We start from the raw sequence: 23,305 nt of genomic DNA on the forward strand, positions 1-23,305 counted from the left end.
GCATATGAATAATAGGAAAGTGTTTTGTCTTAAAATGCTCGTTAGGCTGATTGATTGTTTAGAACGTCATAAATTTCGTTGGTAGGTCAATCAGAAAGTGGTTCGTTCATGAACCTCAAGGCGGTGAAAGTCATGAATCTCCATGAAATCAGATACAGACAAGGGTACTCGGTGAAACGTAGTATAGTGCTTTTGCCTGTTCTATTCTTCTTTATCGCTATAGTACTCAGTTCTTGTGGTGTTTCAGATAACGGTAAAAAATTAGATAACTTTTATTTTTACCAAAACAATCAAAAAATCCAATGTATATTTACTAGCACAGGCAATTCCCTCAACCCAAATAAAGATTACTGCTCCAATACCACTGGTGACTATTACGAAAGTGAGTTCAATGGAATCTTTCTCTGTAAAGAGCATAGCACTTCAGATGTTCCCACCTGTGATCTACAAAAAAGCGATAATAACTGGGCTCCACCTTATACTTATAGACAAATAGGAATTCTATCATTAGTGCTTTTTGCCTTCCTTATTCTCTTTTGTACGTCGTCCTTAACAAGAGCTGTCTACTTCATAATTCAAGTATGTGCCTATCTTGTTGGTTGGTTTGTCTCCTTCATTGTAGGCTCCACCATAGGCTTAGGAACCAATGCAATGATGAGCAATTACATTATATGGTTTTTTTTACTTGATGTTGTAGTTCTTTTTGGTTTTTTTTCATTACCCATCAAACATTTGTTCGGAGATACGTGGTACAACAAATTTGCGTTAATAGCAGAAATTGTGGCGATAGTAGCCATTATTTTGATTACGCTTTTGGGTTGGCTGATAGCAACTGCTTAGGATGATCGCCTAAATAACTTGACAAGAGAGGGCTTTAGCCCGCCGCAAGCCACGGTTCTTGAGACCGTGGTGAGGCGTGTTATAGGGCTTTAGCCCTTGTACAATAGAGTACTATATAGAACGAACGTTTGACAATTTCACATCAGCCTAGTACTCTCTAAGAGAGATACCATATATTTTGCGAGAGGAGGTACTGAACATGGCAAAAGCCACGAAAACCATCAGGCAGGCGTTACACTATCCACCGCAGTATGCGGTTCTATTGCAAACAAAGAACTCTTCTGATAGGATAGTGCCAAATGAAAAGAAGATGGTTCTGACAATGCAAAACGTGTTCAAATGACGTCATGCGCGAGGCAGAGATCATTTTGCTCTGCGTTCGCTGGTATCTGCGGTATTCGCTCAGCTATCGCGATCTCGAAGAGATCATGGGAGAACGAGGGCTGCATGTCGATCATACAACGATCTATCGCTGGGTCCAACGGTATGCCCCCGAACTGGAGAAGCGTTGCCGTCCGCATCTCAAAACGACAATGGACTCGTGGCGCGTGGATGAGATCTATGTAAAGATCAAAGGAGTGTGGATGTACCTCTATCGAGCTGTGGACTCCCAAGGGAACACGCTCGAGTTCTTCTTGAGTGCTGCTCGCGACTCCCAAGCAGCGAAACACTTTTTGAGAAAAGCGCTCAATGCTTCCCATACCGTCTCTCCTCGGGTCGTTACGGTGGAGAAAAACGCAGCGTATCCTAAAGCGCTTCAGGAAATGAAAGCTAGCGAGCCTGGGCTTGCCTCTTGCGAACTGCGGCAGAGCAAATATCTGAACAATCTGATTGAACAAGACCATCGCTTTCTCAAACGACTGGTCAAGCCAGGGCTGGGTTTCTTTTCGTTCGAGACGGCATGGCGAACGCTCCAGGGATATGAGGTCATGCACATGTTCAGGAAAAGGCAAGTGCGAGGCGTGAGCGAGGAAGATGTACGAAGCCAAGCGGCATTCATCGCTGAATTGGGCATTGTCAACTTATTCATAAAAACGAGAGATACTGATGCGTTAGAGGGGGAAAGCATGGAAGGTCAACGGGATGTGGGGCAGTTTGTGTGATTATGCGACCTGTTTGATCCCAGTCACCTCATTCCATCGCTGGAATCGTCCCTGCAAAATAGCACGATATTCTCCGGCACGCAAGCGGTGGCGTCGCGGCTGGAAATGCCCTGAGATGGGACCAAAGGCCGAAAGAAAGCGTTGCGCCTGTTTGGCTGATGTGAACCTTCGCATCTTCTTTTCGCGCAGTCGAGTAGGTGGTGCGAATTTTTCGCCCGATTGTTTCGCCCTTTGTGCTGTCGATGTTGCACACCAGGCAGGATCTCACGTTTCGCCGCACCATAGCTCCTGAGCTTGTCTGTAATGATGACGCGCGGCACGTATTGAAGTCCTTTGAGGCGCTTACGAAAGAAGCGTTTTGCCGCGTTCTTGTTCCGTCGGCTCTGAACCAATATATCGAGCACGTTGCCATCCTGATCCACCGCTCGCCACAGGGAGTACGTTTTCCCATTGATCTTCAGGTAGACTTCATCCAGATGCCATGTGTCGCCACAACAAGGACGGCGACGGCGCAGTTCATTGGCGTAGGTCTGTCCAAACTTCAAACACCATTGCCGGACCGTTTCATAGCTCACGACGATCCCGTGCTGCGCCAGAAGCTCTTCCACATCACGAAAACTGAGCGAGAAACGGAAATAGAACCACACAGCGTGGCTGATGATTGCAGGCGGGAAGCGGAAACCTTTGTAATCGGGAGGAATGCTGTTTGTTTTCATAAAGGTATTTAAGCATATTGTTCAGCTCTATTGTCAAGTTGACAATACCATATTTTCGGGTGAGGAGTGATCAAGCGGCGCGAAGAGTGATCAGTTTAACTATTGCCGGAGGAAAACCCGCTTGAGAGGCGGGTCGCCTTAGACCGTTTCTGTAAATTCGCGCGTGAATTTGCCTGTTATAGGTAGTCTTCAGTAGCAAGCTGTCCTAGCGAGACTTGCTTCTTTCAACCCAAAATCTGGGCCGAAGGAGAGGAACTTCTGCTTACAATTCAGGCAAATTTTGCTTATGAATTTACATTGCTGAAAGTAGTCAGCGTGCTCGCAGAGCCATGTTTCTAGAAAGAAGGGTTGAGTGCTCACTCTTCGCGCCGCTTAATCACTCTTCACCCGAAAATCTATCAGCTCTTAGCACTTACTACCAAGTGTGCTTACGAGGTGGAGGGCCTAATTAAAATAATAGGCATCACATGCAACTAAAGGTTGCATATATGTGTTATACTATGTAATAGTTGGTTGCGTTAAATAATATCAGGAGTATTTCTATGACCGATAAGATTGAGAGAGAAATCAGCATTCAGGCACCGATAGCAACAGTATGGGAAGTCATCACAAAGCCTGAATACATCAGCCAGTGGTTTGGGAGCCAGGTCGAAATAGACGTGCGACGAGGAGGAAAGGGCAAACTGATCTGGGGCGAGGACTTTGAAGCCCCCCTGGAAATTGTAGAGGTAGAGAGACCGCATCTTTTCTCATTTCTGTGGGTTGCACCCGATGAGGAAACGAAATCGACCCATCAGCAAACCCTGGTTGCGTTCAGGCTGACAGAGGATGGTGCAGAGACAAAGGTACGCTTTACAGAAAGCGGTTTCGAGAAACTCGAGATGACCGCAGAACAGAAGGCCAACCTGATGGCCAAACATACCCCTGGCTGGGGTGACTTTCTGTCCAGCTTGCAGCGTTGTGCCCAGAATATCCCAACAAAGGCGTAGCTATGTCATCACCTGCTCCTTTTAATGAAAAGCTCTGGTTTGCCATTGCTGAACCGAGCCGACGGAAGCTCATCGAGGTTTTGCTTCTCAAAGGTGAAGCCACTGCAAGCAGGCTGGCGGATGACGTGCCGTTTAGCCGCCAGGCGGTGAGTAAACACCTGGCTGTTCTGAAAAGGGCAGGTCTCGTCAAAGAGTGCAAAACGGGCAAAGAGGTACGTTTTAGCATTGAGCCAGAAGGACTCAGTGTTGCAGCCCAGGAGCTGTCACGGGCTGCAACGCTCTGGGATGAACGGCTACAAAAGATAAAACACATTGCTGAAACGCTTCATCGAGAAGGAAAGAGTACAAATGGAGACAAAAACAATTAGAAAAGAACAATTCATTAAGGCGACACCAGAACGAATTTTTAAAGCGCTTACCGAAAAGCAAGAATTAGAACGCTGGTTTGTACAAGAAGCTGATATCGAATTGAAACCCGGAGGAACAATTCATACAAATTGGGCACCTGGTGTGGGAGAGCATGGAAAAGTAAAAGAAGTGAAGCCATCTCAGTTGTTCAGTTTTACTTGGGAAGGTGCATTTTCTCCTACTCCAACAACCCTTACTTTTGAGTTAGCAAAAGAAAAAGACGGTACGTTGGTAACATTTATCCATAGCGGTGTTGGTGAAGGAGAAGGATGGGATGCTTATACGAATATCAGCAAAGCGTGGGATGCTCATCTCAAAGATTTAACGTCTTGGATTGAAATAGGGACATGTCCACCACCAGGACCAAGAGGATAAGACAAGTAACCGCCAAAAGGGTCAGAATCGTCATTTACACTATGAGGTTTCAGCACGAAGCATGATCAAGCGGCGCGAAGGGTGAGTAGCTCATCAATTGACAAAGGGAGAAACCTTCAGCAACGGAGCGTCCTCTATCGTTTCTGTAAATTCAGTTTTCGTTTTGCGGCGTTTGCTCATTCTCTGTATGCAAAGAGTTGAGCCAGATCCGGCGAGGCTACCCGTTTTGGGTCCAGTTGCAACCTGAAAGATCTGGTTTTCTGTCTACAATTCAAGCAATTGCTGCTAGTGAAGGTAAATGCCCTACGAAGTGAGCGAATCTGGCCCTCAATCATGAGCACTGGTAGAAATGTTCGTGGGCGAAGTGCTCCACAAGAGGTTTCTTCCATCTGCACTTTGGAAATTGGAATGCATTGGGAAGTGCAGAACGGCTGTACATTGAGTGAGGAATGGCATGTGCTGCGCAGCTTCAAAAGAAGAAATCTCTTACCAAAAACAGACACTGTCTGAGAATAGTTGTGTTGGCTACTTGGAATATCTGTTCATAAGATCGGAAAATTGGTCCAGGATACGCTCTCGTCTTCCACATTGCTTTCACAAAGAGGCGCACCGGCAAGCAAGGGGAGGCCTTTGCTTTATGAGCAGAGAAGCACCGATCTCGGTAATGAAGCGGAGAAATAACCTGTTCTTTTGTCCGATGAGGGAAAACGGGCAAGGAACGTTCAGATACTCCATCTGATATTTTACGGGTTGCACCTGCTTCTTGGGGTATATGCTTGCCATTGTTTAAGCTGCTCTGCGGTAGTTGTGGTGTAAGCCACTCAACACAGGAATGGCGCTCACCTGGTTCGGTGGGTTCGGGAGAGGAGTAGATGGAATCGATGGATCAGGAATTCGCTGCCCCAGCCCTTGATGCGGTCGAGCCTGGTTGAAGTACACGACATACGCTTTGAGAAGGCGGTACAGCTGCTTTTCCTGGAAGATCAGGAAGTGATCCAGGCATTCTCGTCTCACACTTTCCAGAAAGCGTTCACAGATGGCATTCGCTTGTGGGGTTCGGTACGGCGTTCGAAGGACTTTGATGCGGCTTGTGGTTGCTACTCATGCGAATTCCGGCCCGAATTTGCGATCATTCTCCCGGATCAGATATTTTGGCGCGTGTCCATAGGGAGTTGCTTCTCGTAACTGTTGCGCTACCCAGGGATCGCTGGGAGAGCGCGTCACATTGACATGAATGACCTTTCGCGATTGCAACTCGATGATGAAGAAGGCAAAAAGCGGGCGGAAGAAGAGGTCAGGGACCTGAAGGAAATCGCAAGCCCATATTTCTGCCGCATGGTTGCGCAGGAACGTTTTCCAGGTCTGTCCACTCAGCCTTTTGCGGCGGATGGGTCTCATATAGTTCTGAATCGTGCGTTTACTCACCCGAATATCGAGCTTGAGAAGCTCACCGCGAATACGTTCCGCTCCCCAGAGCCGATTGTTTGCGGCCATCTCCTTGATCAAGCTGATCGTCTCGGACGAGAGCTTCGGCTTTCTCTCATGCCCCTTCGATGTGCGCTTCCAGAACAGACGGAAAAGCTCGCGGTGCCAGCGGAGGAGCGTCTCTGGCTGGACAAGGAAAAGCGCTTGTTTCCAGGTTCGGACCATCCTGGCAAGGAGCACGAAAAGAAGCCGATCCGTCTTGCGATAGGTTGGTCGCTTGACCTGTCGATGCAGAATGATCAGTTGTTGTCGCAAGAGCGCATTTTCAGCCAAAAGTTCGGCTTTGCTGCGCGTCAGATCGGCGAACGTGCCGAGTACAAAGGAAGTTGTCGACGGTTTAATCCAACGCAAAACATGTTCTTGAAGCGTATGGAAGCAAAAAGAGACACGTTGCGTGATCGAGGAAAAGAGACGCAGCACAAATAGAAACCTCTTCTTTGTGAGAACGGCGTATGGTCGGAGGGCATACGTAGAATGGCCCCTGTTGATTGTACACGCATCTCACGTGCTTTGACAAGAAAGCTCACTCCATCATACATAACAGTCCGATGTATCGAACAGATGTCCCACGTAGCCAGTTACAGCACTTTTCGATGTTTGTGGATGTGGTGAGGACGCTCAATCCTGGGGAGGCACTGTGTCTGGAATGTGTCTTGAATCCGCAGCTTCGCGCCTGGTGTCGAGGGCATGGCTGGATTGAGGAACCGAAAGAACACGCCCGCTCCTTTACCAATCCTTCGTTTTACTGGGTCAAGGAGGGAGCGCAGGGCATTGGGAGTGTCGAGGCGTGGTATGCGGGCCAGGAGGAGAACGGCAAGCGTGGACTGAACTGGGATACCTGGACGTTGCGGGAATTGCGGTCATATGAGGAGTGGAGAGCCAGGCGCCGGAATCGTCCAGTTCTCCAGGTGGAACCAGGGCGAGTGAGTGGAGAGGAATGACCTGGCCGAGGAGGATGGGGGAAAACGATTCCGTAACGGTGCGAGGGTGTCACGGTCACAGGGTGAGGTCAGAAGAGATACTTCCTCGCCCCAGGTTGACGCGACGCTCGGCCATCTCCTTGCTGGCTGCTGTGTGTGGAGCCAACGGCTCTTGTGTGTTCCAGGGGAGAGGGACGTCAGGGAGGTGCTGCGAGTGAGAGCGGGTAGGGAGATGGTTGATGGAGAGGTCAAAGGTAGTGTGGGCTTCGAGCGCAACCGCTCATAAAGCTGTTTGTACAGTGGGATGGATGCGTTCTGGTCGAGAGTGATTTCCGGCCTTTCGGCATACGGTATTTGCGTTCCTGAACGTCTTGACACGGATTGAAATCTTTCTTCAATGGCCCCTTTAGCCTACCTGAAAATGGCTCTTTTGACAAGATCATTATTGGAGTATGCTTCTCGTGTCAGGAAAAGAAAGTTTCTTCAAGAAGCAGATAAAGGAGATGTCCAGAGGGAGCGAGCATGAATAGTCGTGTTGCAAAAAAAATTGGGCTGAGAAAGTGGTGCAGGTAATGTGGCTCTACCCAATGTGCTGAGCTTTACATTTTTTGCAACACGACCTCATTTGTTCACACTCGTCTCATCATATCCTGGCAGGAAGCAGCGTACGGAGAGAAAGTCTCTCCGTTTGAAAGAATCCGCCTGACTTCTCTAGGAGACATATGTAACGTTGGTAGAACGAAAAGAAAAAAAGAATTGTGAAAGGACAAGGGACAACATATGCAAGCTATCGCCATTACCGCCTTTGGCGGGCCTGATCGTCTCACGCTCATGGACCTGCCTGCGCCAACCTGTGGCCCGGACCAGGTCATTATTCACGTTCAGGCAGCAGGTGTTGGAATGTGGGATGTGAAGGCGCGGGAGGGGAGCCTGACGCTGGAAGGACAACAGTTTCCGCTCATTCTTGGTTGGGAATCAGCAGGGTTCATTGAACAGGTAGGGGCTGCGGTGACCGGGCTGAAGGTAGGAACCCGCGTGATCTCTACGACGTATCAGGTCGGCATTGGTCATTATGCCCAGTCTGTCGCTGTTCCTGCGCATCTCGTCGCGCCAGCTCCATCCTCTCTCGATGCCTTGCACGCAGCCGCGCTTCCTATCGGCGGGCTTACCGCTTACCAGGCAATCTATGAAGTGCTGAAGATGCAGAGAGGAGAAACGCTCCTGATTACCGGTGCGGCTGGAGGAACAGGCACGCTTGCCGTTCAGCTTGCTGCTCATGTAGGAGTCCACGTCATTGCCACTGCGAGCAGTAAGAACCATCCATACCTTCAGCAGCTTGGAGCCAGTGAACTCATTGATTACGCACAGACGGACTTCGCGAGCGTGGTCCAGGGGGCTCATCCCAAGGGTATCGATGCAGTTCTGGACTGTGTTGGTGGAGAGACGGCTGCAAGAAGTCTGAAGGTTGTGCGTGATGGTGGGCGGTTCGTCACGATTGTTGATCTTGAGCAGGTAACACCTACCCGTCACATTGATACGCAATTGCTCTACTACCGCCCCGATGGGCAACAATTGGCCGAACTAACGAAGCTCGTCGATGCCGGTCAGTTGACGGTCCACCTCGACCAGGTGTTTCCTTTGGAAAAGGCCAGCCAAGCTCACGAGCGCTTGGAGACACGGCACCACCAGGGGAAAATTGTGCTTAGCCTGGAAGGGTGAACGTAATCTCATCTTCCGGTATTGTCAACTCAGCCAAAGTTGTAGAGCTTCCATGCCAAAAATGGCCGCAACGTGGAGAGAGCTCTCTATCTCTGACCTGATAGTCAGGAGAACCCTGGCGAAAATAACGTCGGAGCTGTGAGAGCTCGTCAACAATTTTGGAAGTTGACAAGACCTCTTTGGACGCCTGCGTCTCACGGGATGTGCAACAAGGTTTAGCTCATCAGTGATATGACGTGAGACTGTTCTTCGTCGTTGTCCCCGGGAATAACTGCTCAGGTGGGTAGTGGTTAGGTGGTAAGTGATGAGATAGAATTGGGGTTATGATTCAAGAAACGATGATACACGTTTGCCGTGTCTGTAGAAGGCTGAATGGCAATCTTCGCATGAGGCGAGCGTGAAACTGTCGCTTTTTCTCCTGAAAATGAGCGTAGCTCAAGGCAAGATTGCCATTCAGCGTAGAAGTACAAATATTGCCAAAAATGGAGCCAATCGTTGTGGAAATGCTCAATACCACTGCAAGGACTGTGGCACCTATCGTGTTCTCACGCCAGCAAGCGTCTTCAGAAACTGAGCAACAAACCGTGCTGCGGGCTTATCTGGAACGGTATAGCCTACGTGGAGTGGCACGAATCTTTGCCATGGCACGGTCAACCATTGCGGGGTGGCTCAAAGCGCACGTCCAGAACTCGCCTGATGTCAAAGAAACCCTTCCGCCTGCGACCCCAGATGATGTGCTCGAACTCGATGAAATGTGGAGTTTTGTGCGCAAAAAAGACCAGGCGCGGTGGTTGTAGACGGCAATGTGCCGCCGAACCCGCCAAATCGTTGCCTTTGCTATTGGAGACCGAAGCAAAGCAACCTGTCTTCGGCTTTGGCAAGCCATCCCGCATGAATACAAACACTGCCATACCTTCAGTGATTTTTGGCATGCCTATCAGTACGTGTTCCCAACTGAAACCCATCATTGTGTTGGGAAGGAAACTGGGGAGACTGCGCATATGGAACGCTGGAACAACACCTTGCGTCAACGAGTAGGCTGCTACGTTCGACAAACGTTGTCCTTTTCCAAATCTGACGAATCTCATGAAATGGTTACCAAGTGGTTTATTGTTCAGTATAATTTGGGCTTATCACTTACCATCTAACCGCTACCGTATCGTCGAGGGCGCTCTCAGACTCAAACTTAACAAGAACGGCTACCGGAGCCGATGTATCCTTAGCCCTGGCAGCCTCACCAGAAGGAGATAAACACAAATGACTTCGACAAACTATGATGTAATTGTGATCGGCGCCAGTAAGGGCGGTAGATTCTTCCCAATCGATTTTGCAAAAGCAGGCCGGAAAGTGGCGCTCATCGAGCGCGACCAGATAGGCGGTGTCTGTGTGAACTTCGGCTGTACCCCGACAAAAACGATGGTCGCCAGCGCACGCCTCGCCTATCAGGCAAGACGTGGGGCCGAGTACGGTGTTCACGCCGGCCCCATTTCGGTCGATCTGCGGACCGTCCGCCAGCGCAAACAAGGCATAGTCGAGGGTGTTCGCAACAGCCACGAGAGCCGCCTGACAGCGCTGCAAGGACGGGGTCTCGATCTGCTAATGGGCGAGGCCCATTTTATCGCTCCAAAGACGCTTGAGATCTCTCTCAAGGACGGCGAGAGGCGAGAAATCACCGCGCCACTGATTTTTATCGATACCGGGGACCGACCAGAACAACTCACGATCAAAGGCGCCGAGAGTGTCCCTGTGCTCAATTCCACCACGATCATGGAACTGGATACGCTCCCCGAACATTTGCTCATCACTGGTGGCGGCTATATCGGGCTGGAGTTCGGGCAGATGTTTCGCCGCTTTGGCAGCCAGGTCACGATCATTCATCCTCGTCCACGCTTACTCATGAACGAGGATGAAGATGTCTCTAACGAAATCACGAAGATTTTGCGCGAGGAAGGGATCACGGTCTTGACCGAAACAATGCCGCAACAGATTGAGCCACTGGACGGTGGGCGCATGCGGTTGACCGTACGCACGCCTCAGGGAAAACAGCAGCTTACCGGCTCGCATCTGCTGGCGGCAACCGGTCGTGTCCCCAACACGGAAGCGCTCACCCCTGAAGCTGCTGGCATACGCCTCGACAAAGATGGCTACATCCAGGTCAATGAGCGCCTGGAAACGAACGTTCCTGGCATCTACGCGCTGGGAGATGTCAAAGGTGGGCCTGCTTTCACCCACGTCTCTTTAGATGATTTCCGCATTGTGCGCACCAACCTGCTTGAGCAGGGCAACGCCAGCACACGAGGTCGCCTGGTCCCCCATACCATCTTCATCGATCCCCAGCTTGGGTGTGTTGGTCTGACCGAAAACCAGGCCAGAAAACAGGGTCGCAACATCCGGGTGGCCAAATTGCCCATGAACGCCGTGTCCCGTGCCGTAGAAACCGGCGAGACGCGTGGCTTCATGAAGGCCATCGTCGATGCCGATACCCAACAAATTTTGGGCTGTGCCATCCTGGGAGCAGAAGGCGGGGAGATTATGACCATCATCCAGGTAGCGATGATGGGCAAGCTGCCCTACATCGCCTTGAGAGATGGCATTTTCACGCATCCCACCCTGGCTGAAGGGCTCAAAGCACTGTTTATGACGCTCGACTCTTAGGGTTACGTTGATACTACCTTTTTGTTATGAGTCATCCCGGATTTTTGAGCTTCCCATAGAACCACCAGAGTGATGAGGAACTCAAAAAAACAAAAAAGCCTCCTACGCTAAACTGTAGAAAACAAACGAAACAGAGAGCGTAAGGAGGCTTTTCTCATCGATGCAGCCCAAGTATGACACCCTTCAAACAAACGAACAAGATCCTCAGCAAATTTCGCAGGCCATAGCGCAAGAACTTGAAATATTCCTTTCACCTCTTTTAATCACCCTCGATAAGTTGTTAGATAAGCGTCTTGTACGAACAGTGTTGCAGGTTTGCGTTGCGACCTTGCGATTCAGGGATCAGAAGCAGGGGCTTTTACTGAGTGAATTAGGGTCTTATCTCGTTCATGATGAAGGAAAACTGGGTATCCGTCTTTCCGGGGGAAGGATGAGCTTTTTTCAGCAGAAACGAGCAAGCAGAGAAAGGCAACGGCTTGTCAACGTTTTTATCTCGAGCAATTTGAGCTTGAAATGCTGCTCTTTCATGGGCTTAAAACAAGACAAAATCCCGAACCAACAAAGTACCGTTATGTGGATCACGAGAAAACGTCGAAGTTCATCATGTCCATAAACTTGCAGACCTTAGAAAAAGGAAGAAGGAACGACCCCGTTGGGTGAAAGTTATGATAGCCCGGCGGAGAAAGACTCTGGTGGTTTGTTACATCTGTCATCAGGCGATCCACGCAGGACGACCTACACGACAGAGAACAAGAGACACATCTCGGAAGGAACAACTGGAAAGCGCAGTGCCGTGAAAGTGGCATGCTGTGTTTGGCGGAGGGGCCGACAGAAAAGGATTGCAACCGCAGTACCTCGCTGGCGGCCTACTCTACGACGGAAACTGGGTTGTGGACGCGGGGTAAGACCAAAAAGACCAGCTGGTCTTGAGGCACCTACGATGAAGCAGCAACAACGAAAGACGCAGGAAGGCGATGCTTGCATACGTTTTCCTCCATTAATCGGAGCAGGTCAATGCCAGAATCTTCTCGTACCCTTTCTGAAAGACGTACGAGAAGATTCTCGTTGTTACTTTACGGCTGATGACAATCACCTTAATTCTACCCTTACACTCAGGTCAGCCGGGCGCAAACATGGGAAAAGCTCAAACTGTTCAAGGGATAGCAAAGGCTTGCAGAGGGTTCCATCTCGACACACAGATGAGCGCGAAGACGGGCCTTGCGAGCCTGATACGCTCCATATAGTTCGCCATCTCTCCGTAAGTCGCGACCATTGCAAGCAGACTACCAGGTTCTGCTCCTGCCAGATCCACTTGATGCCAGGAAAGGAGCTGCATACCTCTTCCCGTTGGGGCAGAACCATGAGCTTGCAATGCGTCAACTCTCCTCATTCAGAGAAGCTCTCACAGGGATTTTCTGTCCTCTTAGAGAACTAGGTGTATCCAGATGTGCTCCTTCGTCTACTCCTACCCCCAGACGATCTACCAGTTCACCACCAAGCCAGGAGGTGATGAGTGCCAGTACGACGCCAACAACCGAAAGAGCATATGCCAGCACGGAGGGGTTCGTCTGTGTGTTCATTCGCAGCAGCCAACTCACAATGAAGAGCACGACGATGACAACATTGCCCACACCATGAAACATCCCAACAGTTTTTGCTCGTGTGCCTGAAGGGATTATCAGCCAATCAATCAGACCAAAAATGGCCGCGAGTAGCCCTCCGATCACCCCTGCTGCAATCATCCAAAATGCCACGTGCGAGAAGAAGCCGTTGCCAGTGATCCAATGCACGATGTCGAAAACCAGCGATGTCGCCAGTAACCCCAGTGGGAAGGCAATGAGCATCGGATGGATCGGGTGCCCAAACAACTTGACTTTACTTTCCATGATTTCCTCCTTGCTCTGTGCGCCACCAACAATGGCGCACAGAGCCGAATATGGTCTCATCTTTTCGCGTATCGAAGCGCTCATGCTTGTTTTTTTGCTGGCGGCCAACCACGTCCCCTTGCCTCCTCTCACCCTCTGATCCTCGATGAGGAGTGCTCATCTTTGTCATGGCTGCGGGGGCGGAAGTCGCATCCGTAGACCAGGCACGTAACATCCCAGAGGGAACAGCCGGACGGCATTGGGCAGCCATCTGACCGACAGCGCCAGATGCCCAGACTGGATATGTGCAAGCTGGACGCGCGGCGTCTCTTCCAGGAGCGCATGGATGCTACAGCCGCTGGGGAAACGCACCGGACACGTCCATCTGGGCAGCCATCTGGAGATGAGTCTGGCTATACCTTTGCCTGAACCCAGCAGTCGTGCTCGGATACAACTCTGCTGCGCGCCATCTCTCACGTGAGAAGAGAACCACTTCTCGCCCACCTGAACCTGCATGTCGGTCGGCTGTTTTGGCATCCCATAGCCGTGCCCAAGCTGAATAGTCAGATCACTCGTGGCATAGATGGCAGGCGCAAAGAGCATCGACCCGCGCAGAAATGCCACCACGTTCAGTTCATCGTACTCCGCTGCGCCACTCAAACAGTGCTGCTCTCCTCTCGGATCAGAGTAGCACACCCTACTGACATGGCTGAACCAGAGCAGCAGCGGCGTTTTCCCGGCAAGTGACAGAAAGGATACGTCCTCAAACACCTGAGAAAGCGCTCTGCTCGGACACCATGCCAGCACAAAGAGCATATCCGAAGTCAGATCGAAGGGCGGTCTATACTCTGCAAAGAGACTGGTTGAAGTCGTCGCGCCCCAACCGGGTTTCATCATCATATCTGCTCCTTCTTATCTGCTGAAGAGGCGTTTCCCCAGCCAGATTCCGCCTGCCACCAGACCGATGACGCCAGCTACCAGAGCCGAGAGTTGCAGTGCATAGAGCGGAACGGTTATGGGGTGCGCTGGTCGATCTCCTCGTGGTCCTTGTGTGCGTCGAATACGCCATAAGGTCCCGGTTCCCATCTGCATGCGCACCCCGCCACGTTCTGGCGCAATATCGATCTTTCCCCAATCCACCACGTAGAGGGCCCCGTCTGGACCAAACTGGCAATGCGAAGGTCGCTCAAAGCCCTCGTGTGGTAGTTTGGAGGCTGGACCCGCAATCTTGTTCACGGCAAAGTCCACAATCTGCTGGGTCTGCATCTCCACGCGTACTACCTTAAAGCCTGCTGGATTCGTTAGCCGTGGGGTGGTGATGGGAGCCAGGTCGCCAAAAAGCGCCACAAACGCATCCCCGGCAAAGCCGAAAGCCGCATCGTGGCAGAAATCAGCTCCATTAGCTCCGGCATGTGGTTCAAAACTGACAAAGGGTCTAGGTGGCTGTGGATCGGGATGCTCAGCCAGGACGGGCTCACGCCCCTGACCGCCTTTGCCCCAGTGCGGATCATCCAGCCGGATGCCTGAGGCAAAGTCCGGCCAGCCATACCATGCCCCCTGCTTGATCTCATAGAAATCATCGGGGTCGCCCACAATATAGCGTCCACTGCGCTCGTCGATGCCATGCTCCGTCGCAAAGAGCCGACCGTCTGGATGGAAAGCCGTTCCATAGGGATTGCGCAATCCCCAGGCCACTACTTCCAGGTTGCTGCCATCGAGATTGCACCGCAGGATGGCCCTGGTGCATTTCGTGTTCCCTGCAATCACCTGCCCTGGCCTGGTTTGGGCCCCAAAGGGCACATAGGCCCCGGAATGGACCGTTTCCGTGATCGTTCCCAGAACATTTTGGTACTCGTAGTTGTGCCCGACAAGTCGAATAGCTTGAGCAGGCACATCATGGAACTGGGGAAATTTGGGCAACCACTCGTAGGCGAAATTGTCGGCTCCCACCACTCCAGTGTTCGTAGCGCTGCCCATCCCGAAATAGAGCTTGCCATCTGGCCCAACGATGGGATAATTGGCCTGATGGTCCCCCAGCCCTGGCAGATCGGTCAGAATCGCCTCTGCACTGCCATCTGAACTGATGCGCAAGAGCGTATCGGTGTTCATCACATAAAGATATCCCTGGTACCAACAGGCTCCAGTCACCGCTCCTGTCTTGTTCCACTGCGACTGGGGCAGTTCAAAAAAAGTCTCCTGTTCACCAGTCTGGACGTTGACTTTGAGAATACGCGGTGCAGCCTCCACCTTGTGTCCCCCTTCTATCACATAGCAGAAGCCTCGCTCATCGAAACAACAATGCACTGGAGTGTTGAAGCCAGTGGCGATGACCTCGGCCTGGTAGCCCTGGGGAAGGAGAATATCTTTAGGGTCGTGCCCGCGCGGGCCACGACGCATGATTTTGATCCATTTGAGATAGGGCAGAATCGGAGCATAGAGATAGGCAAGCCGACTGGGTAGGTCCAGAGCCTTCCCAGATGTTGCCGACACTGGCGCATGTGTTGTTCTGGTTTTCAGTTGAGTTGACATATGACTACACCTTTCTGCCAGGAGTTGGCAGTCACCGCAGAAGAAACGTCTTAAAGAGGATCACGAGAAAGCGTGAGCCGGAAGACACTGCCACTGCGCGCCAGGGCCTCCACTCCCTGCTTGGCACGCATCTCAAAGTGCCCAAAGTCCAGGATGTAGAGGGACTTTCCCGAAGGATCGAAACGCACATCAATTGGACGAGCCAGTGGTCCCTGAACGAGAGGGTGCAGACTCCAATCGGTAGGATCAATGCGGACGACCGAGCGCCCGACACGTGGTCCTGGTGGAACTGTCATCGGGACTTCGTCTCCGAAGAGGGTAACGACCATCTGCCCAGCCCACGCTGGCACAGAGCTTGGGGCCACAGCAAATTTTACGGCAGCACTATGAGGCGGGAAGCGTAGCAGGGGACGTTGTGGAGGTGGAAGATTGTCGTGATTGGCAAGGACGAAACTGGAGGCCGGTCCTCGCTGTGGTCGAAACTGGGGGGCGGTGATGGGATCGCCGCCAATGAAATCCGGCCAGCCATACCAAGCCCCCCTGCTCACTTCAAAGGGATATGTCAGAACTGAGAATGTGAGAGGCGATAAAGTTGTGCTTGATACAGCGATCCCGCTCCTTCTCTGTGTTTAGGTTATTACAACGATAGCCTTCAAGGTATCCAATCTCTGACAGAACAAGCGACGTTGGTCTGCGAGGGAAACGTGTTGTTTCATGGTCGTGCAGAAGCGAAAGAACTGACGCATCTCATCGAAGGCACGACAAAAACGCGCTGCTGAAGAGAAGTTTCCGAAGCCTCGCATAGGATAGTACCGCTGCTTGATACCCCGGTGATCTTGCTCCAATCGATTGTTCAGATAGGGATTACAGCGATGCGTGACCGTGCTACCAAAGGTTTCGCGAATAGCACGAGGATAGGAGTCATGCCCATCGCTCGTGACGCGCTCAGGCGCATGGCCAACCATCTCGAGTGCTTGCTGAAAAAAGCGCTTGGCGGCCTCCATATTTCGCTTCTCACTCAGCCGCGAATCAACCAGGTTGCCATCTGCATCAATGGCACGATAGAGGGAACACCACTTTCCCCTGACCTTGACGTACGTTTCATCGACATACCAGGACAACCCTGCTTGTCCGCTTCGCTTGGCCCGCAGATGCTCTGCTATCAGTGGTGAGAACCGTGTTTCCCACTCCCGAACCGCTTCATGCGTAAACTCCCAGCCGCGCTCCAGGAACATTTCTGCCAGATCTCGCAAGCTCAACTTATAGCGGAGTCGCCACAGCACAACGAGCAGAACGACATCGGTGGGATATTCCAGAAAGTTGAATGGTGTTCCTGTCCGCTCGTTAAAAGCTTGCTTACAATCTGAGCAGCGGAACGTCTGATATCCGAGCGCGGTTTTCTTGGTCTGTTCCCTCGTGGTAGCTGAAGCACAGTGCGGGCAGTTCATGAACTCCTCCTCATGAGGTGAGACTTTGCCATCAGCATACCTCATCAACTATTCCCAAGCCAAATCTTCGTCTGAATTCTGACGCTTCCGGCGCATCAGCATCGAAGACGCCGAGATGCTTCATGGTCGCAAAAGTCGTAGTGTGCGCGTGGATGGGTACAAGCGGCACGTGCTCCACGATCTGGATACCGGCCTCATCCGAGCAGTGGGAGTCACGTCGGCAAATGTGCCCGAAGCCAGTGTGACCGAAGCGATCAGCGCGGATCTAGCTCAGCAAGCGGCTTCCTTGAAGGAGCTACATATCGACCGAGCCTATTTGAGCAGTCATCTGGTTCGTGAACACGCTCCGACCTGAAAGTGTACTGCAAAGCCTAGCCAGTTCGCACCGGCAAACTCTTTCACAAACAAGCCTTTCTTCTGGATTGGGAGCGACAGACTATTCAGTGTCCTGCCAAGCAGGAGATGCCCTTTATTCCCTGCGGTGTGGTTCATTTCCCCAGAGAGACGTGTGCGGCGTGCCCTCTGAAAACGCAATGCACCGCCAGTTCCGAGGGACGTAGCGTGAGCATTCTTCCTGATGAAGCCTTGCTCATCGAGTTACGAGAATTCCAACAGACCGTGCAGGGGCGTGCCAAATTGCGCGAACGAGTGGCCGTTGAGCATACACTTGCTCATGTTGGTCGATGGCAGGGGCGACGCGCTCGGTATCGCGGAGTGCGCAAGAATCTTTTCGATCTGCGCCGTTGCGCTGTCGTCCACAATTTGCACGTCCTGGCTCGCTCCCAGCAGCTTTCTGCTGAGCTTCACAATATTGCTTGAATTACTTGACCGGTGCTCTAAACTTGCGGAAATGAGAACAGGCGAATATACCGTGACAGCAAGTAAGTAGTGGCACGTCAGAGCATAATTGTCACCGGGACTATTGGGTATAACTTTCTACTTTTTGTTTGCAAGATTGGCCTGAACGTCTGCCATGTGCTCTGTAATGCGCTGTGCCGCGTCTGCTGGCGAGATGGTACTTACGTCAATCTTAACGGTATCAAGCTCATCATAGAGTGGTATCCGAGCCGTGCTACGCTCTATGATGTCACGCTCGCGTTTTCCTGCTGATATGTCACGGTTCAGCCTTTCGGATAAAGCCTGTTTGTTGCTAACAAGCGAAAAACTATATGTTGTATAGTTATCGAGGTTGAGTTTGGCAATGAGATTGTCTAGTATCTTTTGCTCATGAAGCACCCAACAAAAAATAATGTTCTCAAACTCCGAACAAGCCAGGAAGCTATTGAGCAGATGAGTGATGTTACCCTCCACCATCGCTATTGTTTCGTCTGTCACCACAAATGGGTGCATATCCCAGCACCAGTCGCCATCAAGAAAGACGTTCCGTGGAAGTATTTTCTGCAGTTCGCGGCAGGTGGCAGTTTTGCCAACGCCCATGGTGCCGCCTACGATGATAAGGTTTTTCATGAGATTTATTATCTCATAGACAATTATGCGTAGCTACTAGTGTTACTTGCCGTCATGGGATACTCGTCTGAGAACATTTTTAAATATGCTTTTTGTTTCTGCACGAGCTACCTAGTCGCGCCAAACTCAGGCAAGATGAGTTGCTCTGCCAAGACCACGACCTTGCCTGGCTTCGGACGCGCAACCGGCTCTGGCCTGCGTAGCGCCAACAGCCATTTCATCCTGTACTCACGAGAAGTTTGCGACTCTCGCATGGGATCGGATATGATCGAGCGCTTTGAACACGGCTGGCAAGATCGCGCGTGATGTATGTACACTATTCTGACTTCTATCGAAGGTAGTGGCAAAAAAGAGAGTGATGCCCTTCCCTTCTCTATCATTCCCTCTCCTAACTCGGTGTTGAGCGTCAATACGTCAATATAAGATCAGTAAAATGATTACCAAAGTGGCATAAAATCCTGTAAAATTCTGGTATAATCACGAGAAAACGATAGGATTTGGGAAACCATGATCTCTCGTCGAATACTCATAAAACGTCTTGCCACGCTCTTTCTCGGAAGCACCGCCTTAAGTGCTTGCACAACAGGGCAGACTCTCCTGGATCCAAAGACTATTGCCCAACAAGTGGCCAAACATTACGGTGAATCCTCACCTGCGATTGTCTCCGTCAAGAAGACGGAGACGGATAGTCCTCCGAACGGCCCCATGTTATATATAATAGGACTCGCAGGACACTTCCAGAAAGGCGGCCTGGTGGCTACCTCTCTCGGTTTCTCTGCCTTGGCCGACGGAAGGTATGTCTGACATATTCATGCTTATAAAGCAACTGGGCAAGAAGTCTGGATGGATATGGAGCTCCCAGCTTAATTCGTTCTCCCTATCCAACACGATGCAAGCGCCTGAAGCTGATAGCTCGCTCAACATTGCACCGATGGAGAAAGATCTTCAGACAAGCCTCGTGCATCACCAGCGATTTGGAGAAAGACAGCGTTTTGCGGACAAAGCGCGCCAGGCGTTGTCGGAGGGTATTATTCCACCGTTCCACATGGGCTGTTTCACCGGTTTCCTTTCCGGCAGCTATATGCTGCTCTTCTGGGATCACCGCCTGGTATGCTCCCCAAAAATCGGTGAAGCAGTGCCCTGTACGATAGGCGGGTGGGATAGCCTGCCATAAACGGCGACAGGTGGCTTGGCTGCGCGTCATCTTTTTGCAATGGATTTGGGACGACAAGTCAACGCACGTTTCCAGGGATGAGAGGCTGAAGGGCAAGATCGCACGCCGTTGTGTGATCTTGCCCTTTGGAGCCCTTCGCCTGATGAGTGAGCATCTTCCAGCTGCTTGACCGGCTCATGGGCAATCCTTTAGAGTAGGGAACAAAGGGGGAGACAACATGAATTTTCACGAGGAGGACAAATTTCATGAAATGCGAAAGCGGGCGGGCATTCTTTCGCCATTCTCCTTTCTCGGTTCAGATCAGGTTCTCCGCTATCGAAAAATCGTAGAGGCGCTGACACAGCGAGAACATTACATCGAGGTGTTGGAAGCGGTATTGGATGTTCTCGGAAAAAATTTGCGAGGAAACCTAGAACAGTTTAGAGATATACTTCCGACGGTATTTGAGGGAGCAGAGATAGCAGATTTCGAGTCTCGACGTTATTATGTCCGAGTGCTGAAGGCTCTGTTGACAAGCGTTGAGGATAGGATACCTGAAGAGACACGCTTCCCTGATTTCGAAACGCTTTCAGACGATGTCTATCTTCTGCCTCTCAATACGCCTGAGGGTAGAGATCAATGCGCGCTATTCGATCGGATTTCCAAGCAATTTGACGCTCGAGACAGCCATATCCGCTTGTTACAAAGAATGGTGAAGGAAAAAGTGCGGAAAGAATTTTGACTGGTGTAAAGTACCCGATACTATAGTTCTCGTTGTCTGCGTGCCCGTGTTCTATGAGCTACTTCGCTTAAGAAGGCTTCCACATGACTATCAAGGTTCTCATCTGCTTTGGAGTGTGATCGGTGCGGCGAGTGTGGCGTCTGTGTAGTTGTCCCGGTTTGGATGAAACAGTAAACTGGAAGTGGACGGTCGTAGAAGAAGTGAGGAAAGCATGGCAACGGGACAAACATACGATAAGACCTTTAAGCGAGAAGCTGTGAATTTAGTCCACACAAGCGGAAAATCGCAGAGGCAGGTAGCAGAAGACTTAGGGATTGCGATGAGCACACTGAGTCGCTGGTGCTCTGAGCTGGCGGCCAACGGAGAACGAGCGTTTGTTGGCAGTGGAAATCTCCAGCCAGAAGCTGAGGAGCTGCGCCGCTTACGGCGGGAAAATGACGTGTTGCGACAGGAGCGTGACATCCTAAAAAAGGCGCTGACCATCTTCTCGCATCCGTAGAAGACCGTTTCGGCTTTATTGAGCACCACCGAGGGCAGTTTGAGGTTCGGATCATGTGCCGCGTGCTCTCGGTTTCGGTCGGCGGGTTCTATGCCTGGATAAAGCGCCCTCCCTCGCAGAGGGAGCGAGAAGATGGCGAAATCAGCAAAGAGATCGTGAAAATCTCTCATCAGCACCGGGGACGCTATGGCAGTCCGCGCATTCATGTGCAACTGCGCGATGAAGGCGTTCGTGTGGGCCGCAAACGCGTGGTGCGTCTCATGAAGCAGGCCCAGCTCGCTGCCCATCACACGACCCATCGTGTGCTGACGACCCATGCCGATCCTGCTGCAACGCCAGCCGAAAATGTACTTGATCGTGCTTTTGAGGCCGAGCGCCCGAACGAAAAATGGGTCACAGATGTGACATATATTGCGACAGCAAACGGCTGGATGTACTTGGCAGCGGTCTTGGATCTCTACTCGCGGCGCATTGTTGGCTGGGCCATGGCAGCCAAACAAGATGAGGCTTTGGTCGAGCAAGCGATGGCCATGGCGATCAGGCATCGCAAGCCAGAGGCGGGATGGTATTGTCAACTTGGCAATAGAACTGAACAACATGCTAGAATGGCTTTATGAAAACAAACAGCATTGCTCCTGCATACAAAGGTTACCGCTTCCCACCCGAAATTATCAGTCACACTGTATGGGTATATTTCCGTTTCTCGCTCAGTTTTCGTGATGTCGAAGAGCTTTTGGCACAACGTGGGATCATTGTGAGCTATGAAACGATCCGGCAATGGTGTTTGACGTTTGGGCAGACCTATGCGAATGAATTGCGACGTCGTCGCCCTCGCTGTGGCGACACGTGGCATCTGGACGAAGTTTTCCTCACCATCAGGGGCAAGAAGCATTCCCTCTGGCGAGCAGTAGATCAGCATGGTAATGTGCTGGATATCCTCGTGCAGAGCCAGCGCAACAAAAAGGCGGCCAAACGATTCTTCCGCAAACTGCTTAAAGGGCTACTCTCTGTTCCACGCGTGATCATCACCGATAAACTCAAAAGCTATAGCGCAGCCAAACGCGAGGTCTTGCCAAGCGTAGAGCATCGGCAGCACAAAGGACTGAACAATCGAGCCGAGAACTCCCACCAACCCACGAGACTGCGTGAAAAGAAGATGCGGCGCTTCAAATCGACCAAACATGCCCAACGCTTCCTCTCCGCCTTCGGTGTCATTGCTGGGCATTTCCAGACTCGACGCCACCGTTTACGTGCCGGAGAATATCGTACCATGTTACGGGACCGATTCCAGCAATGGAATGAGGTGACTGAGGTGAAAATGGCCTCATAACCCCAGAGACATTCCCATCTTTCCCCACACTTCAACGCCTCACCTCGTTCTAGCACATCAATATGTTTTATCCCTGCGAATAAGTTGACAATATCCCATGATCAACTGCTCCTCCAAATTCGCGGAGCTGTGTCCGAGTATGAACGGAATTTGATTGCAGAGCGGATGAGGCGAGGCCGACGGCAGAAGTATTTGGCAGGTGGACTGCTTCCCTGGACCCGTGCGCCCTATGGCTATCGAGTTGATCCTGCCCACCCCCGTGATCCGGCGGGGGTTCGCCTTGAAGCAACAGAGGTGGCAGTCGTGGCAGAATTGTTCTCTAACTATCTGCAAGAGGGGAAGAGCTTAAAGGCCGAGACCCAACGTCTGACGAGCCTGGGCGTTGCCAGTCCTGCAGGGAGAACACGATGGAACCAGGCAACCGTCCGAGGCATTCTCACCAATCCTGTCTATACCGGAACGGTCTACATCGGGCGCAGCCGCCCTACGGAAGCCCGGGGACGACATTCAGCCCTGGTTCCCATTGGCCGAGGCCGGGGAGGCCATGCCCAGACGAGCCAGGAGGAATGGACTGCTGTCACTCAGGTTCCAGCAGTCATCACCCAGGAGCAATTTGATCTGGTCCAGCAAAAACTTGCTCACAATCAGCAATTTGCCCGCCGCAACAACACCGCCTACCCCTACCTCCTGCGTGCCATGGTCAGTTGTGGCATGTGTCGGCTTGGCTGTATTGGTCGCGCGTAGCCGCGGAGGCTATGCCTACTACGTCTGTGTAGGCAAAAGCCATGGAACCATCTCGCACCGGGATGAAAAATGTTCAGCACGCTCGGTTCCTACCGACCAACTCGATGAACTGGTCTGGCAAGATGTCTGCGAGATGCTGACGCATCCCGGCGCCATTGCCACTGCGCTCTATCATGCTCAAGGTGGGCTGTGGCTTCCTCAAGAACTGCAAGCTCGCCGGGAGAATCTACGCAAGGCACGAGTCAGCTTGGAGCAGCAGATAGAACGGTTAACCGATGCGTACCTAGCCAATGTGCTTCAGCTTGAAGAATACAAGAG

24 protein-coding genes and 5 pseudogenes are annotated in these 23,305 nt (G+C 51.5%); 18 read left to right on the forward strand and 11 right to left on the reverse strand.

Translation table 11 applies throughout. The features are described from left to right. Nucleotides 1-108 precede the first annotated feature (108 nt). Nucleotides 109-840: a hypothetical protein gene (locus tag JMJ16_RS44870; RefSeq protein WP_201392199.1), complete on the forward strand. Its 732-nt coding sequence runs from the start codon at nucleotides 109-111 to the stop codon at nucleotides 838-840. A gap of 347 nt (nucleotides 841-1,187) precedes the next feature. Beyond that, nucleotides 1,188-1,943, forward strand: a complete 756-nt coding sequence (locus tag JMJ16_RS44875) for an IS6 family transposase (protein WP_374229167.1) — start codon at nucleotides 1,188-1,190, stop codon at nucleotides 1,941-1,943. Here the strand turns inward: JMJ16_RS44875 and JMJ16_RS44880 are convergent. Then, nucleotides 1,944-2,659, reverse strand: a pseudogene (locus JMJ16_RS44880) (IS6 family transposase). Between the two features lie 542 nt (nucleotides 2,660-3,201). Here JMJ16_RS44880 and JMJ16_RS44885 point away from each other — a divergent pair. Genes JMJ16_RS44885 through JMJ16_RS44895 form a run of 3 tightly spaced genes read left to right on the forward strand, consistent with a single transcriptional unit; the run spans nucleotide 3,202 to nucleotide 4,431 of the window. After that, nucleotides 3,202-3,648: an SRPBCC domain-containing protein gene (locus JMJ16_RS44885; protein ID WP_201392201.1), complete on the forward strand. Its 447-nt coding sequence runs from the start codon at nucleotides 3,202-3,204 to the stop codon at nucleotides 3,646-3,648. Between the two features lie 2 nt (nucleotides 3,649-3,650). Next, nucleotides 3,651-4,016, forward strand: a complete 366-nt coding sequence (locus tag JMJ16_RS44890; protein ID WP_201392204.1) for a helix-turn-helix transcriptional regulator — start codon at nucleotides 3,651-3,653, stop codon at nucleotides 4,014-4,016. Next, the gene (locus tag JMJ16_RS44895) at nucleotides 3,997-4,431 is read left to right on the forward strand and encodes an SRPBCC domain-containing protein (RefSeq protein ID WP_201392206.1); all 435 of its coding nucleotides are present in this window, start codon (nucleotides 3,997-3,999) and stop codon (nucleotides 4,429-4,431) included. Before JMJ16_RS44890 ends, JMJ16_RS44895 begins: the two co-directional genes overlap by 20 nt. Nucleotides 4,432-5,217: 786 nt before the next feature. Here JMJ16_RS44895 and JMJ16_RS55205 read toward each other — a convergent pair. Both JMJ16_RS55205 and JMJ16_RS44900 read right to left on the reverse strand, forming a co-directional pair. After that, nucleotides 5,218-5,514: an integrase core domain-containing protein gene (locus JMJ16_RS55205; protein ID WP_307813397.1), complete on the reverse strand. Its 297-nt coding sequence runs from the start codon at nucleotides 5,512-5,514 to the stop codon at nucleotides 5,218-5,220. An 18-nt stretch (nucleotides 5,515-5,532) separates the two neighbouring features. Beyond that, on the reverse strand, nucleotides 5,533-6,336 hold the full coding sequence (locus JMJ16_RS44900) for a helix-turn-helix domain-containing protein (protein ID WP_236601981.1): 804 nt from the start codon (nucleotides 6,334-6,336) through the stop codon (nucleotides 5,533-5,535). 128 nt (nucleotides 6,337-6,464) lie between these two features. Between JMJ16_RS44900 and JMJ16_RS44905 the strand changes: the two genes are divergently transcribed. The 6 genes and pseudogenes from JMJ16_RS44905 to JMJ16_RS57610 all read left to right on the forward strand — a co-directional run. Continuing rightward, nucleotides 6,465-6,857, forward strand: coding sequence for a hypothetical protein (locus JMJ16_RS44905; protein WP_201392208.1), 393 nt, complete (start codon nucleotides 6,465-6,467; stop codon nucleotides 6,855-6,857). A gap of 759 nt (nucleotides 6,858-7,616) precedes the next feature. Next, on the forward strand, nucleotides 7,617-8,555 hold the full coding sequence (locus JMJ16_RS44910; protein WP_201392210.1) for an NADP-dependent oxidoreductase: 939 nt from the start codon (nucleotides 7,617-7,619) through the stop codon (nucleotides 8,553-8,555). A 424-nt stretch (nucleotides 8,556-8,979) separates the two neighbouring features. After that, a pseudogene (locus JMJ16_RS57605) lies at nucleotides 8,980-9,703 on the forward strand (IS1 family transposase). A gap of 109 nt (nucleotides 9,704-9,812) precedes the next feature. Beyond that, the gene (locus JMJ16_RS44925) at nucleotides 9,813-11,210 is read left to right on the forward strand and encodes a mercuric reductase (protein ID WP_201392216.1); all 1,398 of its coding nucleotides are present in this window, start codon (nucleotides 9,813-9,815) and stop codon (nucleotides 11,208-11,210) included. Between the two features lie 160 nt (nucleotides 11,211-11,370). Then, complete coding sequence (locus tag JMJ16_RS44930) at nucleotides 11,371-11,823, forward strand: hypothetical protein (RefSeq protein WP_201392217.1); 453 nt, start codon at nucleotides 11,371-11,373, stop codon at nucleotides 11,821-11,823. Next, nucleotides 11,780-12,007, forward strand: a pseudogene (locus JMJ16_RS57610) (maturase); the annotation flags it as partial. The gene JMJ16_RS44930 and the pseudogene JMJ16_RS57610, both read left to right, overlap by 44 nt. Before the next feature lie 356 nt (nucleotides 12,008-12,363). On the opposite strand, the gene JMJ16_RS44935 reads toward JMJ16_RS57610, so the two are convergent. The 6 genes from JMJ16_RS44935 to JMJ16_RS44960 all read right to left on the reverse strand — a co-directional run bounded on the left by JMJ16_RS44935 (nucleotide 12,364) and on the right by JMJ16_RS44960 (nucleotide 17,052). After that, nucleotides 12,364-12,582 (reverse strand): hypothetical protein, encoded by a 219-nt coding sequence (locus JMJ16_RS44935; protein ID WP_201392219.1) that lies wholly within the window; start codon nucleotides 12,580-12,582, stop codon nucleotides 12,364-12,366. A 4-nt stretch (nucleotides 12,583-12,586) separates the two neighbouring features. Further along, the gene (locus tag JMJ16_RS44940) at nucleotides 12,587-13,096 is read right to left on the reverse strand and encodes a DUF2231 domain-containing protein (RefSeq protein ID WP_201392221.1); all 510 of its coding nucleotides are present in this window, start codon (nucleotides 13,094-13,096) and stop codon (nucleotides 12,587-12,589) included. 165 nt (nucleotides 13,097-13,261) lie between these two features. Continuing rightward, complete coding sequence (locus JMJ16_RS44945) at nucleotides 13,262-13,975, reverse strand: hypothetical protein (protein WP_201392223.1); 714 nt, start codon at nucleotides 13,973-13,975, stop codon at nucleotides 13,262-13,264. A gap of 12 nt (nucleotides 13,976-13,987) precedes the next feature. After that, complete coding sequence (locus JMJ16_RS44950; RefSeq protein WP_201392225.1) at nucleotides 13,988-15,604, reverse strand: sorbosone dehydrogenase family protein; 1,617 nt, start codon at nucleotides 15,602-15,604, stop codon at nucleotides 13,988-13,990. 50 nt (nucleotides 15,605-15,654) lie between these two features. Beyond that, nucleotides 15,655-16,152, reverse strand: coding sequence for a hypothetical protein (locus tag JMJ16_RS44955; RefSeq protein WP_201392227.1), 498 nt, complete (start codon nucleotides 16,150-16,152; stop codon nucleotides 15,655-15,657). An 81-nt stretch (nucleotides 16,153-16,233) separates the two neighbouring features. Then, nucleotides 16,234-17,052 (reverse strand): IS6 family transposase, encoded by an 819-nt coding sequence (locus JMJ16_RS44960; protein WP_201392228.1) that lies wholly within the window; start codon nucleotides 17,050-17,052, stop codon nucleotides 16,234-16,236. 82 nt (nucleotides 17,053-17,134) lie between these two features. Between JMJ16_RS44960 and JMJ16_RS55210 the strand changes: the two are divergent. Further along, nucleotides 17,135-17,871: pseudogene (locus tag JMJ16_RS55210) on the forward strand (transposase); the annotation flags it as partial. Between the two features lie 117 nt (nucleotides 17,872-17,988). Here JMJ16_RS55210 and JMJ16_RS44975 read toward each other — a convergent pair. After that, a complete protein-coding gene (locus JMJ16_RS44975; RefSeq protein WP_007920348.1) occupies nucleotides 17,989-18,519 on the reverse strand; it encodes an AAA family ATPase in 531 nt (176 codons plus the stop codon). A gap of 877 nt (nucleotides 18,520-19,396) precedes the next feature. Further along, nucleotides 19,397-19,723, reverse strand: a complete 327-nt coding sequence (locus JMJ16_RS44980) for an IS1 family transposase (protein WP_201392234.1) — start codon at nucleotides 19,721-19,723, stop codon at nucleotides 19,397-19,399. Between the two features lie 187 nt (nucleotides 19,724-19,910). Between JMJ16_RS44980 and JMJ16_RS44985 the strand changes: the two genes are divergently transcribed. From JMJ16_RS44985 to JMJ16_RS55220, 6 genes and pseudogenes are all read left to right on the forward strand, one after another. Then, nucleotides 19,911-20,414: a hypothetical protein gene (locus JMJ16_RS44985; protein WP_201392236.1), complete on the forward strand. Its 504-nt coding sequence runs from the start codon at nucleotides 19,911-19,913 to the stop codon at nucleotides 20,412-20,414. 211 nt (nucleotides 20,415-20,625) lie between these two features. Beyond that, nucleotides 20,626-20,913, forward strand: coding sequence for a transposase (locus JMJ16_RS44990; protein ID WP_201392238.1), 288 nt, complete (start codon nucleotides 20,626-20,628; stop codon nucleotides 20,911-20,913). Nucleotides 20,914-20,930: 17 nt separating this feature from the next. Continuing rightward, nucleotides 20,931-21,530: an IS3 family transposase gene (locus JMJ16_RS44995; protein ID WP_236602007.1), complete on the forward strand. Its 600-nt coding sequence runs from the start codon at nucleotides 20,931-20,933 to the stop codon at nucleotides 21,528-21,530. Continuing rightward, a complete protein-coding gene (locus JMJ16_RS45000; protein WP_201392239.1) occupies nucleotides 21,527-22,243 on the forward strand; it encodes an IS6 family transposase in 717 nt (238 codons plus the stop codon). Before JMJ16_RS44995 ends, JMJ16_RS45000 begins: the two co-directional genes overlap by 4 nt. Nucleotides 22,244-22,372: 129 nt before the next feature. Next, a complete protein-coding gene (locus JMJ16_RS55215) occupies nucleotides 22,373-22,987 on the forward strand; it encodes a recombinase family protein (RefSeq protein ID WP_236601982.1) in 615 nt (204 codons plus the stop codon). Further along, a pseudogene (locus JMJ16_RS55220) lies at nucleotides 22,950-23,060 on the forward strand (hypothetical protein); the annotation flags it as partial. The gene JMJ16_RS55215 and the pseudogene JMJ16_RS55220, both read left to right, overlap by 38 nt. Between the last annotated feature and the right edge of the window lie 245 nt (nucleotides 23,061-23,305).

The sequence above is a fragment of the Ktedonobacter sp. SOSP1-52 genome (assembly GCF_016587395.1).

Excerpts from the sequence above, each read along its gene's own strand:
- JMJ16_RS44905 (WP_201392208.1), top strand. The coding sequence starts at position 6,465 with ATGTATCGAACAGATGTCCCACGTAGCCAGTTACAGCACTTTTCGATG.
- JMJ16_RS44875 (WP_374229167.1), top strand. The coding sequence starts at position 1,188 with ATGCGCGAGGCAGAGATCATTTTGCTCTGCGTTCGCTGGTATCTGCGG.
- JMJ16_RS45000 (WP_201392239.1), top strand. The coding sequence starts at position 21,527 with ATGAAAACAAACAGCATTGCTCCTGCATACAAAGGTTACCGCTTCCCA.
- JMJ16_RS44895 (WP_201392206.1), top strand. The coding sequence starts at position 3,997 with ATGGAGACAAAAACAATTAGAAAAGAACAATTCATTAAGGCGACACCA.
- JMJ16_RS44985 (WP_201392236.1), top strand. The coding sequence starts at position 19,911 with ATGAATTTTCACGAGGAGGACAAATTTCATGAAATGCGAAAGCGGGCG.
- JMJ16_RS44945 (WP_201392223.1), bottom strand. The coding sequence starts at position 13,975 with ATGATGATGAAACCCGGTTGGGGCGCGACGACTTCAACCAGTCTCTTT.
- JMJ16_RS44890 (WP_201392204.1), top strand. The coding sequence starts at position 3,651 with ATGTCATCACCTGCTCCTTTTAATGAAAAGCTCTGGTTTGCCATTGCT.
- JMJ16_RS44950 (WP_201392225.1), bottom strand. The coding sequence starts at position 15,604 with ATGTCAACTCAACTGAAAACCAGAACAACACATGCGCCAGTGTCGGCA.
- JMJ16_RS44930 (WP_201392217.1), top strand. The coding sequence starts at position 11,371 with ATGCAGCCCAAGTATGACACCCTTCAAACAAACGAACAAGATCCTCAG.
- JMJ16_RS44960 (WP_201392228.1), bottom strand. The coding sequence starts at position 17,052 with ATGAACTGCCCGCACTGTGCTTCAGCTACCACGAGGGAACAGACCAAG.
- JMJ16_RS44980 (WP_201392234.1), bottom strand. The coding sequence starts at position 19,723 with ATGACGCGCAGCCAAGCCACCTGTCGCCGTTTATGGCAGGCTATCCCA.
- JMJ16_RS44910 (WP_201392210.1), top strand. The coding sequence starts at position 7,617 with ATGCAAGCTATCGCCATTACCGCCTTTGGCGGGCCTGATCGTCTCACG.
- JMJ16_RS44940 (WP_201392221.1), bottom strand. The coding sequence starts at position 13,096 with ATGGAAAGTAAAGTCAAGTTGTTTGGGCACCCGATCCATCCGATGCTC.
- JMJ16_RS44925 (WP_201392216.1), top strand. The coding sequence starts at position 9,813 with ATGACTTCGACAAACTATGATGTAATTGTGATCGGCGCCAGTAAGGGC.
- JMJ16_RS44990 (WP_201392238.1), top strand. The coding sequence starts at position 20,626 with ATGGCAACGGGACAAACATACGATAAGACCTTTAAGCGAGAAGCTGTG.
- JMJ16_RS44870 (WP_201392199.1), top strand. The coding sequence starts at position 109 with ATGAACCTCAAGGCGGTGAAAGTCATGAATCTCCATGAAATCAGATAC.
- JMJ16_RS44885 (WP_201392201.1), top strand. The coding sequence starts at position 3,202 with ATGACCGATAAGATTGAGAGAGAAATCAGCATTCAGGCACCGATAGCA.
- JMJ16_RS44975 (WP_007920348.1), bottom strand. The coding sequence starts at position 18,519 with ATGAAAAACCTTATCATCGTAGGCGGCACCATGGGCGTTGGCAAAACT.